The sequence below is a fragment of the Mesorhizobium sp. B2-3-15 genome (genome assembly GCF_006442875.1).
Taxonomy (GTDB): domain Bacteria; phylum Pseudomonadota; class Alphaproteobacteria; order Rhizobiales; family Rhizobiaceae; genus Mesorhizobium; species Mesorhizobium australicum.
On sequence record NZ_VFVO01000019.1, the window covers coordinates 37,358 to 55,317 of the forward strand.

Annotated in this window: 17 protein-coding genes and 1 pseudogene; 6 read left to right on the forward strand and 12 right to left on the reverse strand. The window is 63.3% G+C overall.

Features of this window, described 5'->3' with window-relative positions:
- Nucleotides 1-39: 39 nt before the first annotated feature.
- Nucleotides 40-1,368, reverse strand: a complete 1,329-nt coding sequence (locus FJ954_RS29320) for an aspartate aminotransferase family protein (protein WP_015317155.1) — start codon at nucleotides 1,366-1,368, stop codon at nucleotides 40-42.
- A gap of 218 nt (nucleotides 1,369-1,586) precedes the next feature.
- On the opposite strand from FJ954_RS29320, the gene FJ954_RS29325 reads away from it, so the two are divergent.
- The gene (locus FJ954_RS29325) at nucleotides 1,587-2,246 is read left to right on the forward strand and encodes a TetR family transcriptional regulator C-terminal domain-containing protein (protein ID WP_181177943.1); all 660 of its coding nucleotides are present in this window, start codon (nucleotides 1,587-1,589) and stop codon (nucleotides 2,244-2,246) included.
- A 250-nt stretch (nucleotides 2,247-2,496) separates the two neighbouring features.
- On the opposite strand, the gene FJ954_RS29330 is transcribed toward FJ954_RS29325, so the two are convergent.
- A complete protein-coding gene (locus FJ954_RS29330; RefSeq protein ID WP_140665305.1) occupies nucleotides 2,497-3,378 on the reverse strand; it encodes a helix-turn-helix transcriptional regulator in 882 nt (293 codons plus the stop codon).
- Nucleotides 3,379-3,481: 103 nt separating this feature from the next.
- Here FJ954_RS29330 and FJ954_RS29335 point away from each other — a divergent pair, with 103 nt between their 5' ends.
- Nucleotides 3,482-4,321 (forward strand): SDR family NAD(P)-dependent oxidoreductase, encoded by an 840-nt coding sequence (locus FJ954_RS29335; RefSeq protein ID WP_140665307.1) that lies wholly within the window; start codon nucleotides 3,482-3,484, stop codon nucleotides 4,319-4,321.
- Nucleotides 4,318-5,040, forward strand: coding sequence for an SDR family oxidoreductase (locus tag FJ954_RS29340; protein ID WP_140665310.1), 723 nt, complete (start codon nucleotides 4,318-4,320; stop codon nucleotides 5,038-5,040). The genes FJ954_RS29335 and FJ954_RS29340 overlap by 4 nt, the downstream gene beginning before the upstream one ends.
- Nucleotides 5,041-5,051: 11 nt before the next feature.
- Here FJ954_RS29340 and FJ954_RS29345 read toward each other — a convergent pair.
- The 7 genes and pseudogenes from FJ954_RS29345 to FJ954_RS29375 all read right to left on the reverse strand — a co-directional run bounded on the left by FJ954_RS29345 (nucleotide 5,052) and on the right by FJ954_RS29375 (nucleotide 10,990).
- Nucleotides 5,052-5,428, reverse strand: a pseudogene (locus FJ954_RS29345) (DoxX family protein).
- A gap of 68 nt (nucleotides 5,429-5,496) precedes the next feature.
- The gene (locus FJ954_RS29350; RefSeq protein ID WP_140665313.1) at nucleotides 5,497-5,955 is read right to left on the reverse strand and encodes a carboxymuconolactone decarboxylase family protein; all 459 of its coding nucleotides are present in this window, start codon (nucleotides 5,953-5,955) and stop codon (nucleotides 5,497-5,499) included.
- A 33-nt stretch (nucleotides 5,956-5,988) separates the two neighbouring features.
- Nucleotides 5,989-6,507, reverse strand: coding sequence for an Rrf2 family transcriptional regulator (locus FJ954_RS29355; RefSeq protein WP_015317148.1), 519 nt, complete (start codon nucleotides 6,505-6,507; stop codon nucleotides 5,989-5,991).
- A 106-nt stretch (nucleotides 6,508-6,613) separates the two neighbouring features.
- Nucleotides 6,614-7,927: an NAD-dependent dihydropyrimidine dehydrogenase subunit PreA gene (gene preA / locus FJ954_RS29360; RefSeq protein WP_140615544.1), complete on the reverse strand. Its 1,314-nt coding sequence runs from the start codon at nucleotides 7,925-7,927 to the stop codon at nucleotides 6,614-6,616.
- 12 nt (nucleotides 7,928-7,939) lie between these two features.
- Nucleotides 7,940-8,782, reverse strand: coding sequence for a methyltransferase domain-containing protein (locus FJ954_RS29365; RefSeq protein WP_140665315.1), 843 nt, complete (start codon nucleotides 8,780-8,782; stop codon nucleotides 7,940-7,942).
- 5 nt (nucleotides 8,783-8,787) lie between these two features.
- Nucleotides 8,788-10,143 carry an NAD(P)-dependent oxidoreductase gene (locus FJ954_RS29370; RefSeq protein ID WP_015317145.1) on the reverse strand — a complete coding sequence of 452 codons (1,356 nt, stop codon included), beginning with the start codon at nucleotides 10,141-10,143 and terminating at the stop codon, nucleotides 8,788-8,790.
- A gap of 121 nt (nucleotides 10,144-10,264) precedes the next feature.
- A complete protein-coding gene (locus FJ954_RS29375) occupies nucleotides 10,265-10,990 on the reverse strand; it encodes a gamma-glutamylcyclotransferase (protein WP_140665318.1) in 726 nt (241 codons plus the stop codon).
- A 178-nt stretch (nucleotides 10,991-11,168) separates the two neighbouring features.
- Between FJ954_RS29375 and FJ954_RS29380 the strand changes: the two genes are divergently transcribed.
- Complete coding sequence (locus FJ954_RS29380; protein WP_140665321.1) at nucleotides 11,169-11,945, forward strand: VOC family protein; 777 nt, start codon at nucleotides 11,169-11,171, stop codon at nucleotides 11,943-11,945.
- A 42-nt stretch (nucleotides 11,946-11,987) separates the two neighbouring features.
- Here FJ954_RS29380 and FJ954_RS29385 read toward each other — a convergent pair whose 3' ends face one another.
- Nucleotides 11,988-12,476: a hypothetical protein gene (locus FJ954_RS29385; protein WP_140615536.1), complete on the reverse strand. Its 489-nt coding sequence runs from the start codon at nucleotides 12,474-12,476 to the stop codon at nucleotides 11,988-11,990.
- A 207-nt stretch (nucleotides 12,477-12,683) separates the two neighbouring features.
- Here FJ954_RS29385 and FJ954_RS29390 point away from each other — a divergent pair, with 207 nt between their 5' ends.
- Nucleotides 12,684-13,079, forward strand: a complete 396-nt coding sequence (locus FJ954_RS29390; protein WP_140665323.1) for a DoxX family protein — start codon at nucleotides 12,684-12,686, stop codon at nucleotides 13,077-13,079.
- A 14-nt stretch (nucleotides 13,080-13,093) separates the two neighbouring features.
- Here the strand turns inward: FJ954_RS29390 and FJ954_RS29395 are convergent, their stop codons facing one another.
- Both FJ954_RS29395 and FJ954_RS29400 read right to left on the reverse strand, forming a co-directional pair.
- Nucleotides 13,094-15,535 carry an FAD-dependent oxidoreductase gene (locus FJ954_RS29395; protein ID WP_140665325.1) on the reverse strand — a complete coding sequence of 814 codons (2,442 nt, stop codon included), beginning with the start codon at nucleotides 15,533-15,535 and terminating at the stop codon, nucleotides 13,094-13,096.
- 66 nt (nucleotides 15,536-15,601) lie between these two features.
- Nucleotides 15,602-17,140, reverse strand: a complete 1,539-nt coding sequence (locus FJ954_RS29400; RefSeq protein ID WP_140665327.1) for a trimethylamine methyltransferase family protein — start codon at nucleotides 17,138-17,140, stop codon at nucleotides 15,602-15,604.
- Nucleotides 17,141-17,356: 216 nt separating this feature from the next.
- On the opposite strand from FJ954_RS29400, the gene FJ954_RS29405 reads away from it, so the two are divergent.
- Nucleotides 17,357-17,947, forward strand: coding sequence for a transglycosylase SLT domain-containing protein (locus FJ954_RS29405; RefSeq protein ID WP_140665329.1), 591 nt, complete (start codon nucleotides 17,357-17,359; stop codon nucleotides 17,945-17,947).
- The last annotated feature ends 13 nt before the right edge of the window (nucleotides 17,948-17,960 follow it).

Sequence of the window (17,960 nt, forward strand, 5' to 3'; positions counted from 1 at the left end):
CCCTCCCCTCGAGGGGGAGGGATATCGGCGCCCAGTTCTTCAATCGATCATCCTAAGCACTTCACGCACATGGTCGATCAGTTCGTTGATCTGGCCCTTGGTGATGATCAGCGGCGGCGACAGTGCGATGATGTCGCCGGTGGTGCGGATCAGCGCGCCGCGCTCGAACGCCTTGACGAACGCCGAGAAGGCCCGCTTTGTCGGACTGCCGGCGATCGGCGCCAGTTCGATCGCACCGATCAGGCCGATGTTCCTGATGTCGATGACATGCGGTTCGCCCTTCAGCGAATGCAGTGCATCTTCCCAGTAAGGCGCCAGTTCGTCGCCGCGCGTCAGCAGGCCCTCTTCCTTGTAGGTGTCGAGCGTGCCGAGTGCGGCCGCACAGGCGATCGGGTTGCCCGAATAGGTGTAGCCGTGGAAGAACTCGATCATGTGCTCGGGGCCGGTCATGAAGGCGTCGTGGATTTCCTTCTTCACGAACACCGCGCCCATCGGGATGACGCCGTTGGAGACGCCCTTGGCGGTGGTCATGATGTCGGGCGTGACGCCGAAATAGTCGGCCGCGAACGGCGCGCCGAGACGGCCGAAGCCGGTGATGACCTCGTCGAAGATCAACAGGATGCCGTGCTTGGTGCAGATTTCGCGCAGCTTCTCGAGATAGCCCTTCGGCGGCAGGATGACGCCCGTGGAACCCGCGACCGGCTCGACGATGACGGCGGCGATGGTCGAGGCGTCATGCAGGGCGACGATACGCTCGAGTTCGTTGGCGAGCTCCGCGCCATACTCCGGCACGCCTTTGGAGAAGGCGTTCTTCTCCGGCAGATGCGTGTGCGGCATGTGGTCGACGCCGCCCAGCAACGTGCCGAACATCTTGCGGTTGGTGACGATGCCGCCGACCGAGATGCCGCCGAAATTGACGCCGTGATAACCGCGCTCGCGGCCGATGAGCCGGGTGCGCGACCCTTCGCCCTTCACGCGGTGATAGGCGATCGCCATCTTCAGCGCCGTTTCGACAGATTCCGAACCGGAATTGGTGAAGAAAACATGGTCCATGCCCTTGGGCGCGAGGTCGACCAGGCGGTTCGCCAGTTCGAACACGATCGGATGACCCATCTGGAAGGCGGGTGCATAGTCGAGTTCGGCGGCCTGGTGCTGGATCGCCTCGGTGATCTTGGGGCGGCAATGGCCGGCGTTGACGCACCACAGGCCGGCGGTGCCGTCCAATACCTTGCGGCCATCGCTGGTCGTGTAATGCATGTCCTTGGCGGACACGAACATGCGCGGCGCCTGCTTGAACTGCCGGTTTGCCGTGAACGGCATCCAGAATGCGCTGAGATCGTTCGGCGTGACTTTCAGCCGGTTGGACATGACCAAGACTTCCCCTTGTAACCTGTTTCGCTGCGTCCAACGCTTGGTCTTTGCCGCGCTTTCATGCTACGCAAATTTTGACCGATTGGACAAACGTTTAGCACCGCCATGTCGGCGGTCAATGGATTACTAGCGGAAATGCGGCCCCTGAAGTGCGTTCCACAGCCTGGGGAAAAACTGGTCCAGAGAATTGGTCCAGATGACCTTGAATGCGAGATATGGCAATAGGAGGGTCCGCAACGGTGACCACGAGCACGCAAGCCCCTCGCCGCACCCGCATCCAGCAGGAAAAGCGCGAACTGATCCTGGAGGCCGCGCTCGAAGTGTTCTCCACCAACGGCTTCCGCGGTTCGACCATCGACCAGATCGCCGAAGCCGCCGGCATGTCGAAGCCGAACCTGCTCTACTATTTCCGCCGCAAGGAAGACATCCACGAGACATTGATGGAACGGCTGCTCGAAACCTGGCTGGCGCCGCTGCGGGAACTCGACGACATCGGCGATCCGATGACTGAACTCAGGAGTTACATCAGGCGCAAGCTGGAAATGGCGCGCGACTTTCCGCGCGAGAGCCGCCTGTTCGCCAACGAGATCCTGCAAGGCGCGCCGCGCATCATGCCGCTGCTGGCGGGCGAGTTGAAGACGCTGGTCGACGAGAAAGCCGCCGTCATCAAGGGCTGGATGCGCGCCGGCAAGATCGCCCGGACCGATCCCTGGCATCTGATCTTCTCGATCTGGGCGACGACGCAGCATTACGCCGATTTCGATGTCCAGGTCCGCGCCGTGCTGGGGCCGAACCGTGGCGGCGACGGCCGCTTCGAGGACGCTGCCCGCTTCCTCGAGCAATTGTTCCTCGATGGGCTGAGGCCGAAAGGGTAACAGGCGAAATCATGTCTAGATTGGCCGAAGCGCACATTGGCTTCGTCATTCTAGGGCGAAGCAAGGAGCGAAGCGACGCGGCGCAGACCCTAGAATCCATGCCGCGACACATGAGCGCCGCTACGGTCCAGAATTCTGCTCCGCTGCACTATACTGTCAAGGTAACGGCATGGATCCTCGGGTCTGCGCGTCCGCTTCGCTTCCGCTCCGCCCGTGGATGACGAAGTTGAGAGCGCGCCGGCAGATAACTTCACGCGCTGCGCCGTTCGGCCGGCATCGCCTCCAGCAGTTGTTGAAGTTTGGAGATCGAGTTCTGCTCGGCGAGCGGCGTGTAGACGATCAGCCGCATGTCCGAGCCGTCGTCGATCGACAGGCTCATATGCTCGAAGGCCATCAGGCCCACTGTGGGATGCCGGACATGCTTCACGCCAGTCAGCCTGCGCGCCACGTCGCGCCGGGGCCACCAGTCACGGAACTCGGGACTTGAACTCATCATCAGCGCGATCAGCCGTTCGAAATCCAGATCGCCGACATATTTGGCGCTTTCGGCACGAAACGAAGCAAGCACCACGCGGGCGAGTTCTTCCCAGTCGACCAGCAGGCGGCGATGGTGCGGGTTGGTGAACACCATGTGGACGATGTTTCTGCTATCGCCCTCGAGCAAGCCATAGTCGCCGAACACCGCCACGGCCGCGTCGTTCCAGGCAAGTACGTCCCAACGGCGGCCGACGACATAGGCGGGCTGCAGCACCAGGCTTTGCAGCATGTGCAACAGCGTAGCGTCGACCTTTTCAGGTGCCGCCACACGACGCTCCGGCTGCTGGCGGCCGGCCAGGATGAACAGATGCCGCTTCTCCGCGGCGTCCAGGCGCAGCGCCTCGCAGAGCGCCGCCAGCACTTCCACCGAGGGCCGCACATCCCTGCCCTGCTCGAGCCAAGTGTACCAGGTGGTGCCGACACCGGCGATCATCGCCACTTCCTCCCGCCGCAGACCCGGCGTGCGCCGTCGCGGACCTGTCGCGATGCCGGTGGCCGATGGCGCCAGCCTTTCCCGGCGCGACCGCAGGAAGGCGCCGAGTTCGCGCCGGCGGCTCTCGTCGGCTGATCGGGTGGAGGCAACGGGAGCGTTCATACCGGCTATTATAGCAGTATTGATACCAGGATAAAGTTTGAACTGTTTGACATGGGCGAAGCGCTCCATCTTGCGTTCAGAGCAACAACAGGAGGCTCTGAACATGGAATTGAAAGACAAGACCATCCTCATCACCGGCTCGACCGACGGCGTCGGCCGCGTGGTGGCGCAAAGGCTGGGTGCCGCCGGCGCACGGGTGCTGGTGCATGGCCGCGATGCCACACGCGGCGACGCCACTATCGCCGCCATCGAAGCCGCCGGCGGCAAGGCCGAGTTTTTCGCGGCCGATCTCGCTTCGCTGGCGCAGGTACGACGCCTCGCCGAAGCCGTGCGCGCCAGCACGAGCCGCCTCGACATCCTCATCAACAACGCCGGCGTCGGCACCGCTGGCGACAAACGACAGACAAGCGCCGATGGCTACGAGTTGCGCTTTGCCGTCAATTATCTCGCCGGCTTCCTGCTGACCTCGGAGCTTCTGCCGCTGCTGAAGGCGAGCGCCCCGGCACGCATCGTCAATGTCGCGTCCGCCGGCCAGCAGGCGATCGATTTCGGCGACGTCATGCTGACCCGCGGCTATAGCGGCGTGCGCGCCTATTGCCAGAGCAAGCTGGCGCAGATCCTGTTCACCGTCGATCTGGCCGGGCAGTTGGAAGGCAGCGGCGTCACCGTCAACGCGCTGCATCCGGCGAGCTACATGAACACCACCATGGTCCGCCAGGCGGGCGTCACGCCATGGAGTTCGGTCGAGACCGGCGCCGAGGCTATCTTGAATCTCGCCACCTCGCCCGCGCTGGAAGGGCGCAGCGGCCTCTATTTCGACGGCCTGCGCGAATCCCGCGCCGACGCCCAGGCTTACGATGCCAAGGCAAGACAACAATTGCGAAGCCTGAGCCTCGACCTCGTCGGGCTGGCTTTCCCTAAAACGAAGGAACAGCATTCATGACCAACAGAACCGAACACACGGTGATCATCGGCGGCTCATCCGGCATCGGCCTGGCGACGGCGCGCAAACTGCTCGGCCCGGGCATGAAGGTCACGATCACCGGGCGCAACCAGGACAAGCTCATCAGCGCCTGGAAAAGCCTTGGCGGAGCGGCCGACAAGGCGGCCTTCGACGCTTCGAAACCGGATGAAGTCCGCCAATTTTTCGAGCGCCTCGGCTCGTTCGACCACCTCGTTCTGGCGGCGAGCGGCGGCAAGGGCCTCGGTCCGTTCGAAACCCTCGACCTCACCGATATCGGCGGGGGCGTCGACGAGAAGGTGCGGCCGCAACTCTCCTGCCTGCAGGCCGCCTTGCCGACGCTGAACAAATCGGGGTCGGTCACCTTCATCTCGGCGGTATCGGCCCAGCTCGCCACGCCGGGCGTCGCCGGCATCGGCGCCATCAATGGCATGCTCCTGACCGTGGCTCCGATCCTGGCCATCGAGCTGAAGCCGCTGCGCGTCAACGTCGTGGCGCCGGGTGTCATCGACACGCCATGGTGGGACTTTTTGCCCGCAGAGCAGCGGCAGGCGGTCTTTGCAGACTATGCGGGGAAAACGCCGGTCGGCCGCATCGGCCGCGCCGAGGACGTCGCCTCGGCGATAGCCTTCCTCGTCTCCAACGGCTTCGTGACCGGCCAGGTGCTGACCTGCGATGGCGGCCTGCGGTTCGCGGCGTAAACGTTGGAGAGTTAAAGCGACTGCGCGATCAGCGTCAAAAACCCTCCGCTCAGCGCGACATTGCCGACGAAGCCATTGATGCGGGATGCACGCTCCGGACCCTGATGACCCCAGAAATTGTGGAACATCGGCGTCACGACGGTCAGGAACAGCACCAGCACCGCGCAGGCAATCGGCGTCCAGAAGCCGACCATCACCAGCACTCCCGCGATGATCTGCGCGACAATGCCCGCCCACAACGCAGCCGGGCCTGGGGCACGCCACGCGCGGCCACCAACCCGGTTAGGAAATCCGCGTTCTGGATGTTGCGCAGGCCGGCGAAGGCAAAGGCACCGCCGAGCAGCAGGCGGCTCAGAAACAGCAAGGTCGAAGGCAAATCGACAGGCATCGAACTCCCCCTTTGAACAGTAGGGGCGCCGCCTTTCACCGGCGGCGCCCCAATAGATGTCCGGACTGTCAGGCCGCCTTGGCGGCCGGCATCGGATGAATGGCGTGGAACGGGACACAGAGCCGGTTCCAGGTGTTGATCATGCCGACCGCGACGGACAGCTTGACCAACTCTTCTTCCGAGAAATGCTCCAGCGTGCGCGCATAGAGTTCGTCCGGCACGCCGTTGTTGGCGACCAGCGTCACCGCCTCGGCCCAGGCCAGTCCGGCGCGTTCGCGCTCGGAGAACAGCGGCGATTCCTTCCAGGCGGCGACGAGATAGAGCCGCTGCTCGGTCTCGCCGTCGCGCCTGGCTTCGCGGCTGTGCATCTCCACGCAGAAGGAACAGCCATTGATCTGCGAGGCCCTGAGCTTGACCAGGTGCAGCAGGCTCACCTCCAGTCCACATTCGTCGACCGCCTTGTTGAGTGCCGACACGGCCTTCATGATCTCGGGCGCCTTGGCGAAGAACTGCAGCCTCTGTTTCATCGTCTTTCCTTTCACATCCTTGGGGAGGTTAATTTAGGCTTGGTTGGTTGAACTGGGTTTCTGCCGCCGTTGATGGCGCTCGACAAAGGCGCAGCTCGCGGCAAACGATCTGGGGTCGCCTTCCGCAGCGTAATCCGCCACGATGTCGGACAACTTCACCTCGGCGAGCGCTGCCCGGTAGGCGCGCTCCGCCTTGAGCATCGCGGCATTGATGCCGCAAGGTTTCACATAGGCGGAGGCATCGATCTTGACCGGACCGTTGCGGCGGATCTCGCCGCAGCGAAAAGCCGGCTCGCGCCCTTCGATGGCCAGCACGATGTCGAGCAGCGTGATGCGTTCGGCAGCCCGCGCCAGCCGGTAGCCGCCGGCGGGACCCGGCACCGATTCCAGAATGCCGGACGCCGTCAGCATGTTGAGGTGCTTCAGCAAATAGCTCGGCGACAGGCCGAAGGATTCCGCCAGCGCCGCGCCCGGCATGGTACTGTTGCCGTCGACGCTCGCCAGTGTCGCCGCGCAGTGGATGGCCGCCTCAACGCCCTCGCCCAGCTTCATAATGCTAGTCTCCAATTCGTAGATACATCATATCCTGGATAAAATTTATCTGCAATAAGAAAATGAAAAGGCGACGCCCGGAGAAGCCGCTTTTGAAAGGTTACCCCTACTCCGCCGCCACCTTGGCCATCGGGTTGTTCGGGTGGGTGGTCCAGTTGGCATAGACCGGCGACACAGGTCTGCCGGTGCGCTGGTCCAACGCGCCGGCCGCAAGCGGCTCCATGGTGATGCAATTGTCCACCGGGCAGACATTGACGCACAGATTGCAGCCGACGCATTCGGCCTCGATCACCTCGAAATGCCTGACGCCGTTGACCATGCTGGTGATCGCCTGGTGCGAGGTGTCCTCGCAGGCGATGTGGCAGCGGCCGCATTTGATGCAGGCATCCTGGTCGATATGCGCCTTGGCGACATAGTTGAGGTTGAGATACTGCCAGTCGGTGACGTTGGGCGTGGCGCGGCCGATAATGTCGTCGAGCGAGCGGTGGCCCTTCTCGTCCATCCAGTTTTCGAGGCCGGCGATCATCTCCTGCACGATCTTGAAGCCGTAGGTCATCGCCGCCGTGCAGACCTGCACATTGCCGGCGCCTAGCGCCATGAATTCGGCGGCGTCCCGCCACGTGGTGATGCCGCCAATGCCGGAGATCGGCAGGCCGCGGGTTTCGGGATCGCGGGCGATCTCGGCCACCATGTTCATGGCGATCGGCTTCACCGCCGGGCCGCAATAGCCGCCATGCGAACCCTTGCCATCGATGGTCGGCATCGGCGCGAAACTGTCGAGGTCGACGCCGGTGATCGAATTGATGGTGTTGATCAGCGACACCGCGTCGGTGCCGCCGGCATGCGCTGCCCGCGCCGGCTTGCGGATATCGGCGATGTTGGGCGTCAGCTTGGTGATGACGGGCATGCGCGTATATTGCTTGCACCAGCGCACCACCATTTCGATATATTCCGGCACCTGGCCGACGGCCGCGCCCATGCCGCGTTCCGACATGCCGTGCGGACAACCGAAATTGAGCTCGATGCCGTCGGCGCCGGTCTCCTCGACCAGCGGCAGGATCGATTTCCAGCTCTCCTCGACGCAGGGCACCATGATCGAGGCGATCAGCGCACGGTCGGGCCAATCCATCTTGACCTGCTTCATCTCGCGCAGATTGGTCTGCAAATCGCGGTCGGTGATCAGTTCGATGTTGTTGAGGCCGAGCAGGCGCCGGTCGGCACCCCAGATCGCACCATAGCGCGGGCCGTTGACGTTGACCACCGGCGGCCCCTCTTCGCCCAATGTCTTCCAGACCACACCGCCCCAACCTGCCTTGAAAGCGCGGATGACGTTGTAGGCCTTGTCGGTCGGCGGTGCCGAGGCCAGCCAGAACGGATTGGGCGATTTGATGCCGACGAAATTGTTTCTGATGTCAGCCATGACAGGTCCCTTTCAACGGAGACGAAGGAGCATTTCCACGGGTGCAAGACTGCCGCCTTCAAGCGCGGCGGTGAGATTAGCGATCTTGGTGCGGGCATCCTCGCCCATGATCAGGCCGACGCCGGGCGGCGGCTTTTTGCCCTCGGCCTGCGCGGCGGCCATGCGGGCACGCATGGTGGCGAAGAATTCGATGGCGAAAGCGCCGCGCGGGCGCTCGGCGATTACTGAAAAGCCGCAGACGGTGGCGGCGGCTCGATAATCAGCAGGCGTGGCGACGAACGACATGGTCGCGTCGGAGGCCCATGGCAGCGGATAGGTCAGTGCTCCATCCTTGAGCCGCATCACGTCATAGACGGCAAAGACACCGCCGGGCTTCAGCACGCGGGCGGCCTCGCTCATCAGCTTGGCCTTGTCGGGAAGGTTCATGCCGACATGCAGGATCATTGCCGCATCGAAGCTGGCCTTGGCGAACGGCATGTCCAGCGCGCTGCCTTGCACGAAGCGCGTCTTGCCGGCCATTCCCACCCGTTTCGACAGGCTGGTCGCGATATCGACATAGCTTTGGGTCAGGTCGATGCCGGTGACATCGGCGCCGGCATTGTTCGCGGCAAAACGGGCCGGGCCGCCGATGCCTGAACCGATGTCGAGAAGCCGGGCTCCAGGCTTCAGCCCCATCTGGTCGATGAGTTCCCTGGTGGCGGCCACGCCGCCAATGTGGAATTCGTCGACCGCTGCGAGATCGTCAGCGCTCAGATGGTCAATTTCCACGCCGGTGTCGGCAAGCGCGGCAAGAATCCGCTCCTCCAGGCCTGAAATCTCGTAGTGACGGGCAATGCCCGGTTCCACCGTGGCCATGGTCCTTATCCCTGGGTCAGGCTCCTGTGGATGCTTTCCGCCGCGTCGCGGCCTTGCGCCACAGCCGAAACGGTCAGGTCGTCGCCACCAAAAATGCAGTCGCCGCCGGCCCAGACCTTGGCCAGCGATGTGCGCCCTTCCGCGTCGACCTTGATACGGCCGGCTTCGAGATCGATCGACGCCCCGCTGCCGTTGAGTGCAGCCGGCACGAAACTCTGGCCGATGGCCTTGAACACCTGGTCGGCAACCAGCGTCAGCGTCTCGCCGGTGCCGGCAAGCCGGTCGCCGTCGAGTGCCGTGTATTCGAGTTCGATGGCACTGACCTTGCCGCCTTCGGCAATCACCCGCTTCGGCTGCAGCCAGTGACGGATGGTGACGCCATTGGCGGCGGCCAGGTCCTGTTCGAATTCGGAGGCGTTCATATGCTCCTGGCCGCGCCGGTAGCAGATCGTCACCTCCTCGGCGCCAAGCAGCTTCGACTGCACGGCGGCGTCGATCGCCGTCATGCCGCCGCCGATGACGACGACGCGGCGGCCGACCGGCAATCCGGAGAGGTCGCTGGCCTGGCGCAGTTCGGCAATGAATTCGACCGCGTTGGTGACGCCGGCGGCATCCTCGCCATCGGCGCGCAGCGCGTTGACACCGCCAAGCCCCATGCCAAGGAAAACGGCGTCGTAATTGCGGATCAGGTCGGAGAGCTGGTAATCGCGGCCGAGCGCCTTGCCATTCTGGATGTCGATGCCGCCGATCGCGGTGACATAGTCGACCTCGGCCTGGGCAAAGTTGTCGACGCTCTTATATGCGGCGATGCCATATTCGTTGAGGCCGCCCGCCTTCGGGCGCGCCTCCAGGATGGTCACGTCATGGCCATGGCGGGCGAGCCGGTGCGCCGCGGCAAGACCGGCCGGGCCGGCGCCGACGACGGCTACGGTTTTTCCTGTCGGCTCGGCGCGCGGATAAAATTGCCTGCTCTCGCTCATCGCGACATCGGTGGCGTAGCGCTGCAGACGACCGATCTGGACCGGCTTGCCTTCCGCAACCTCGCGCACGCAAACCTCCTCGCACAGCGTCTCGGTGGGGCAGACGCGGGCGCACATGCCGCCCAAAATGTTCTGGTCGAAGATGGTCTTGGCCGAGCCGATCGGGTTACCGGTCGAGATCTGGCGGATGAACAGCGGAATGTCGATCGAGGTCGGGCATGCGTTCATGCACGGCGCGTCGTAGCAGAAATAGCAGCGGTCGGATTCGACCAGCGCCTCGTGATGATCGAGCGGGGGATGCAGGTCGGAAAAATTATCCGCGTATTGGTCGGGCAGAAGTCGGCCCCCGACAATACCCTCTTTGAACTGGCCTTCTGGCATTCTCAGTTCCCCATGTTTTCGTTTTGGGGAAGGCTAGCACGTTTTATTTTTTTATCAATTGGTCAATTTTTGGCGCAAATCGTTGAAAAGACTGGAAGAAAATATGATAACTGTATTCATGTTATGATGACGGTGACACTGGGATAAGGCCGCCACCCCTGCCGTTGCCGTGGATAGACCTGATCTCGTCGGCGACCAATTGCTGCAACGTCCAAAGATTGCGGTCGCGAATGCCGAATTCCTCGAGGTGGCTGACGGTGTTGTAGAGATATTCGGCGCCCGATCCGACATGGCCACAGGCCCGCGCCAGCACCCGCGCCACCCGGTCCAGCGGCTGCCCGAGCGAAGTGCCCCTGCCCGTCACCCCGACCCAGAAACCCAGCGCCCGAAGATGCCCTTGCGCCGTACGCACCGAGACCCACCTGACCGAAGCGACGCTCTCATGATCGTCGATCTCGCGCCGCAACAGCCTTTCGATCTGAGCAGTCTTCTCCCCTTCCGGCAAACGGTAGATCACACCATCGCACCGCCCGCCGCGTTCGAGGGCCATCATCAGCCCAGGCTGCGCGACGCTGCCGCGCCAGCGAACCATGTCGATGCAGAACGAGCGGTGCCAGCCATGGGCGGTGGCACGCTGGCGTTCGACGGACTCGAAAGCCGGCTTCCAGATCAGCGAGCCATAGGCGAACACCCATAGCGGCCCCGCATCTGCTTCATCGGCGAGCCGCGCGGAAAGGACCCGGAAATCCTCGTCGCTCAGTTGCGTCCAGCCGCCGCTGGGCCCGGGATCGGCCTCGTCGCGATGGCACAGTGCGACAAGCTCGGCTGTAAGTGACATCTGCCGCATGGAACGACGACCTCCTCCTCGAGGCCAAGCAAAGGCGAAAATCGCAAGACACGCAAGATTGCCAAGAGGGTGCGCCTTGCCGTTCCCGATTTCCAGCCCAGATGTCGGATTTCCGTCGTCAAGATCGTCCTAGGATGGATCGAACGACGATCGGCGCACAAAGGTGAGGAGACCGACCATGCCACAATCCCCGATGCCCTTCTTCTGGTACGAACTGATGACATCAGACCTCGACGCCGCCGAGGCTTTCTACCCCGCCGTGGTGGGCTGGAAGGCCGAGCCCTTCGATAAGGCTCCAGGCATGCCGCGCTATGTCGTCATGAATGCCGGCGAGCGTGGCGTCGGCGGCCTGATGACGATGCCTCAGGATGCCGCCAAGATGGGCATGCCGCCCGCCTGGCTGGGCTACATCCACGCCAGGGATGTCGACGCGGCAACAGCGTCGCTGGAAAAGGCGGGGGGCGCCGTTCACCGCCAGCCCGACGACATTCCAGGCGTCGGCCGCTTTGCCGTCGTGGCCGATCCGCAAGGCGCGACCTTCATGCTCCTGCAGCCGAACGGCCCCGACCAGCCCGTCGTGCCGGCCAGCACGCCGGGCCATATCGGCTGGCATGAGCTTTATACGAGCGACTGGAAGGCCGCGTTTGACTTCTATTCCAGCCAGTTCGGCTGGGCCAATGCCGGCGAATTCAACATGGGGCCGATGGGCACTTACCAGACCTTTACCGCCGGCCCCGAATCCGGCGGTGGCATCATGAACAAGCCCGAGCAGATTCCGGTGCCGGTCTGGCAGTTCTATTTTAACGTCACCGGCATCGACGCGGCCGCAAAACGCGTCACCGACAATGGCGGCAAGATCCTGATGGGACCGATGGAGGTCCCCGGAGGCAGCTGGGTCGTGCAATGCCAGGATCCGCAAGGCGCGCACTTCGCTTTGATGGCGCCGGTGCGATAAGCGCCCGCGTCAACCGCTGATATCACGCTTGCTGGCGTCGGCTTATTCCGGTGCCAGCACCGCGACCTTGAGGGTCTCTTTCTTGGCACCGCTGAACTGGACGGTGGCTTGGCCGGCCGCGAGCTTGAAGCGCACGCTTTTGCGGATGCCGGGACACGTCTTGACGCCGCTATAGCCGGACGATTTCACGGCTTTGCCGTCCTGGATAACATCGACCCAGGCCTCGCCCGACAGGCTGATCTGGATGGTCCCCTCCGGCGGCACCGCCACACTGGCGACAGCGCCGAATGTGCCTTCCGCAGGTGCGCGTTCGGGCGGCACCGCAAAGCCGGCCTTCTCGGCCGGCACCAGCGCCAGATCCGCGGCCGCCCCTACTGCCAGTGTCGCTCCGGACGGCGTTGAGGGTGCCGTTGCAAACAGCGCCTGTTCGCGCGTCACCGGCCATCTGAAGGCCTCGCAGCCGGCGTCCTCGGCCATGGCTAAACTGGTACTCACAAGGATTGCGAACAGGCTGATGGCGACTTTTTTCATGGCAAGGGGACCCACATGTGAAGAGCATCCAAATCGACGCCTACAACCAATACAACCAAACAGGCAAAAATGCAACCTTTACGAGAACAATATGAAAGGCGGGGAACATTTCCAATCACCAATTGTTGATGGCTGGCCATGGGATGTGAATGGTCCACTGCCGGGCAATAACCTATGGCCGGTCCGAGAAGCCAAACGGAGTTTTGGATGAAGCTTTTCGATGGCCTTGCCAGATACCAGCCGCAGGCGCTTGGCGTTCTGCGCATCATGACCGCGCTGCAGTTCATCGAGCACGGCACGCAGAAACTGTTCAATTTCCCCGCCAGCGACCACGCAGCCACCGCGTTGAGCGGACTGCCGTTAGCAGCCGGCATCCTCGAATTCGCCGGTGGCATTCTGCTGGCGCTGGGCCTTTTCACCCGCCCGGTCGCATTCCTTCTGGCCGGCGAAATGGCGATCGCCTATTTCATGGCGCACATGCCGCGCGACTTCTTCCCCGTCAACAACAGCGGCGATTCGGCGATCTCGTTCTGCTTCATCTTCCTCTATCTGGTCTTTGCCGGCGCCGGCGCCTTCGCGCTCGACAACCGCCGCGGCGCATGATCCCATGCGGGGGGTCACCCCCGCATCCGTTCGAAATTCGCATCGAACAGCGGCGCCGCCTGAATGCGCGCCGCATGCCGTTTGCCCAGCAATTCGATTTCGAAGCCGTCGCTCTCCTCTGCGATCTCCTTCGGCACATAGCCGACAGCGACCGACTTCTTCGAATGATGGGCATAGCCGCCCGACGTCACCCAGCCGCGCACCGCGCCACCGAACCAGATCGGTTCGTCGCCGATGACATCGGCATCGTCGGCATCGACGATGAAGGCGCGCAGCCGCAACTTGCCGCCCTGTTTGCGCTCGGCCAGAGCCGCCGCCTTGCCGATGAAATCTGCGTCCTTGCCGTAGGCGACGAAACGATCGATGCCGGCTTCCAGCGGCCCATAGATCGGCCGGTATTCGCGCCCCCATGAGCCGTAGTTCTTCTCCAGCCGCAGCGCGTTGAGCGCGCGCGAGCCGAACAGACCGATGCCGAATTCCGCCCCCGCCGCCATCAGCGCCTGATAGGCGGCACGCTGATATTCCGGCACCACCCAGATCTCGTAGCCGAGATCGCCGGTGTAGCTGACGCGGCCGACCAGGCATGGCGCCATGCCGACATCCATCTTGCCGACGGCCATGAAGGGAAATGCCGCGTTCGAGATGTCGGAGCGCGTGGCTTTCGCCAGCACGTCCCTGGCCTTGGGGCCGGCAATCGACAGGCCGGTAAGCTTTTGTCCCAGCGCTTCGATATGGACCGAGCCATCGTCGGGCAGATGCTGCTCGAACCAGCGCATGTGATATTGCTCGGCAATGCCGGAGCCGGCCAGGAACCAGCCCGCTTCTTCCCGACCTTGGGGGCTGAGATTGGCCAGCGTGAAATCGCCGATCAGCCTGCCGTCGTCCTTCAGCATCGGGGCGAGCGTCATCCGGCCGGGCTTCGGCAGCTTGCAGGCGAGCATCCGGTCGAGCCAGGCCGCGGCCCCCTCGCCCGTCACCTTGTATTTGGCGAAGCTCGATATCTCCGACAAGCCGACGCCTGCGCGAACCGTCGCGACTTCGGCGGCGACATGGCTGAAGTCGCTCGAGCGCCGCCATGAGAACTCGTCCTTGACGCCTTCCGGCGCGTACCAGAGCGGCACTTCCAGCCCGTAGGCGACGCCCCACTGCGCACCCTTGGCCGACAACAGGTCATAGACGGGCGTCGTCTTTAGCGGCCGCCCGGCCGGCAGTTCCTCGTTGGGGAAGCGGATCGAAAAACGCCGAGAATAGTTTTCGCGCACCTTGGCGTTGGTGTAGGCCATCGTCGCCCAGTCGCCGTAGCGCGCAACATCCATCGCCCAGATATCGGCGCCGGGATCGCCCTCGATCATCCAGTTGGATAGCGCCAGACCAACGCCACCGCCCTGGCTGAAGCCGGCCATGACGCCGCAGGCGACCCAGAAGCCCGGCAGGCCGCGCACCGGCCCGACCAGCGGGTTGCCGTCGGGCGCGAAAGTGAAGGGCCCATTGATGATCTGCTTGATGCCGGTGTTCTGGAAAGCCGGGAAATGCCGGAAACCGACCTCGAGCGACGGCGCGATGCGGTCGATATCCGGCGCCAGCAATTCATGGCCGAAATTCCACGGCGTCTGGTATTCTGACCATGGTTTGTTGGCTTTCTCATAGGTGCCCATCAGCATGCCGCCGCGTTCCTGGCGCAGATAGAGTTCGCCGTCGAAATCGACCGCATGGATGATTTCGGTGCCGGTTTTCTGGTTCCAGGCGGCAACCTCCGGCATGTCCTCGGTGATCAGGTACATGTGCTCCATCGCCAGTACTGGCAGTTCGAGCCCAACCATGCGGCCGACCTCGCGCGCCCACAGGCCGCCGGCATTGACGACATGCTCGGCCACCACCTCGCCCTTGTTGGTGATGACGCGCCACAGCCCGTCGGGACGGCGCACGATATCCTCAACCTTGGTGAAGCGCTCCACCTCGGCGCCGAGTTTTCGTGCCGCCTTGGCATAGGCGTGGGTGACACCGGAGGGATCGAGGTGGCCGTCCTCCTTGTTGCGGACGGCGCCGACGAACTGCTTGGGATCGAGCAGCGGCATCAGTTCGGCCGCCTCTTTCGGGGAGATTTCCTCCAGCTCGATGCCGAGATAACGGCCCTTGGCGACCACCCCGCGCAGCCAGTCGAGCCGCGCCTCGGTGGCCGCCAGAAGCACGCCGCCGGTCAGGTGGACGCCGGTTGCCTGGCCCGACAGCTCCTCGATCTCCTTGTAGAGGTTGATGGTGTATTTCTGCAGCTTGGCGACGTTGGGATCGCCATTGATCGTGTGCATGCCGCCGGCCGCGTGCCAGGTCGAGCCCGAGGTCAGCTCGTCGCGCTCCAGCAGCACGACGTCGGTCCAGCCATGACGGGCGAGATGGAACAGCACCGAACATCCGACGACGCCACCGCCGATGACCACGACCTTTGCATGCGATTTCATGGTTTCTTCTCTGATATCAGTTAGTTGGATGGGTGGGATGATTCAAAACGGGACGTTCGTGGCGCATCACGGCTCGCCCTGTCCGATCGCTTCCTTGCGCTTGGCCACGTAGGCCTCGAGCGCTTCGCGTACGGCGATGTCCATCACCGGCTCGACATAATCCTCCAGCGCCTTCTTCCACAGCCGCGTCGCGCGCGCGGTCGCGTCGAGGCCGCCGGCCTCCTGCCAGGCTTCGTAATTCTGCCAGTTGGAGAGCATCGGCTGGTAGAAGGCGGTGGCGTAGCGCTCCAGCGTGTGCGGCTCGCCGAAGAAATGGCCGCCGGTCGGCACCGCGCCCAGCGCCTCGACGGCAAGTTCGGCCTCATCGACCACGATCGGGCGCAAAAACTCCATCATGTGCTGGATCATCTCGACGTCGATGATGAATTTCTCGAACGAAGCCGTCAGCCCGCCCTCCTGCCAGCCGGCGGCGTGGTAGACGAGATTGCCATGGCCAAGCACCGCGCCCCACAACGCCATCAGCGTCTCATAGGCGCCTTGCGCGTCGGCGGCGTTGGAAGCCGAACCGGGCGTCGTCCGGTATGGCAGGCCATAGCGGCGCGCCAATTGACCCGAAGCAATGTTGGCCTTGGTGTTTTCAGGCGTGCCGAAGGCCGGCGCGCCCGACTTCATGTCGACATTGGAGGTGAAGGCGCCGTACATCACGGGCGCGCCTGGCCGCACCAGCTGCGTCAGCACCACGCCGAACAGCGCCTCGGCATTCTGCTGCGCCAGCGCCCCGGCCAGCGTCACTGGGCTCATCGCCCCCATCAGCGTGAACGGTGTCACCGCCACCGACTGCCCGTACTCGGCCATGGTCATCAGCCCCTCGGCCATCATCTCGTCGAAGCGACGCGGCGAGTTGACAGAGATGATGGTGGCAATGCCGGGATCATCAGCCATCTGATCCAGCGTCATCCCACGCGCGATCGCCATCATCTCGATGCCGTCCAGCGCCCTGCCCCGGCCGATCGCCGAGACATGAAAACTCTTGTCGGTCAGCGTCAGATTGGTGAAGTACGTATCGAGATGGCGTGAGTTGGCCGGCAGTTCGACCGGTGCGCAGACCTGGTTGCCAAGCATGTGGACGCAGTTGAAATGCTGCGCCAGCCTGGTCAGATCAGCATAGTCGCGCAGATTGCCGGCACGGCGGCCCCGCTCCATGTCATGCACATTGGGAGGACCCGCAACCAACGTGAAATTGATGGTGTTGCCGCCGAGATGGATTGTGTTGGCCGGATTGCGTGGGGTCAGCGTATAGCCGGACCGCGTTGTCTTCAGCGCCTCGTCGATCATGCCGCGATCGACGCGCACATTGGCCGAGGCGTGATCGACCTTGGCGCCGGCCTTCTCGAACAGCGACAGCGCACGCGGGCTCATCACCTCGATGCCGAAATTCTCCAATATGTGCATCGACGCCTGATGGATCGCCTCGATCTGGTCTGGTGACAGCAAGGCCATCGGCGGATAGGGATTGATCACCCGCCTGGGCCGCAGCTGTGCGATGGGCGCTGGCCTCCGGTTGCTGGTGCGCTCGGCGCCGCGCTTGCGTCTTGGTTCGGTCATGCCGGCATCAAAGCTTCGGTAAGCAGCGCAAGCTGTCAGAAATGCGCCGTTTACGGGCGTGATTTTAGCCAAAGCGGCATATGCTCAGCACGACTTTATAAAAGGCGACAATTGGCGTCGGAATACAGCTATGGCATTTTCTCACCTGACCGTGCCGACGAGGCGTTAACAGCGGCAGCAAGATTCCCTTTATGATTTCGGCCTATTGCTCATCCAATGCATAGGTCGAGTTTTAGTAAAATTGTAGCGGTTGGCGTGCTGCTGGCACTTTCGGCCTGCGCGACGGCACCCAGTCACATCAACAATGTCTGCGCCGTCTTCGACCAGAACGATGGCTGGTTCGACAATTGGCAGTCGGGTGCCGAGCGCGCCTCACAGAAATACGGCGTGCCGGTGCCGGTGCTGATGGCAACGGTGCGCAAGGAATCCGGCTTCAAGAGCAACGCCCGGCCGCCGCGCACCAAACTGCTCGGCTTCATTCCGTGGAAACATGTCTCCTCGGCCATCGGCTTCTCGCAGGCGCTGGACGGCACCTGGTCGCAATATCAGCGCGAAACCGGCAACTGGGCGGCGCGGCGCACGAGATTCGCCGACGCCGTCGACTTCGTCGGCTGGTATCATTCCAAGACAGCCGACACATACGGCGTCGCGCGCAACGACACCTACAACCTCTACCTCGCCTATTACCTGGGCTGGACCGCCTATGGCCGCGGCAATCGTGGCGATGCCGGCGTCCAGGGCTACGCACGGGCCACCGACAAGATGGCCCGCGACTATGCTGTTCAGCTGCAGCAATGCGGGAGCTGATGTCCTGTCCGCG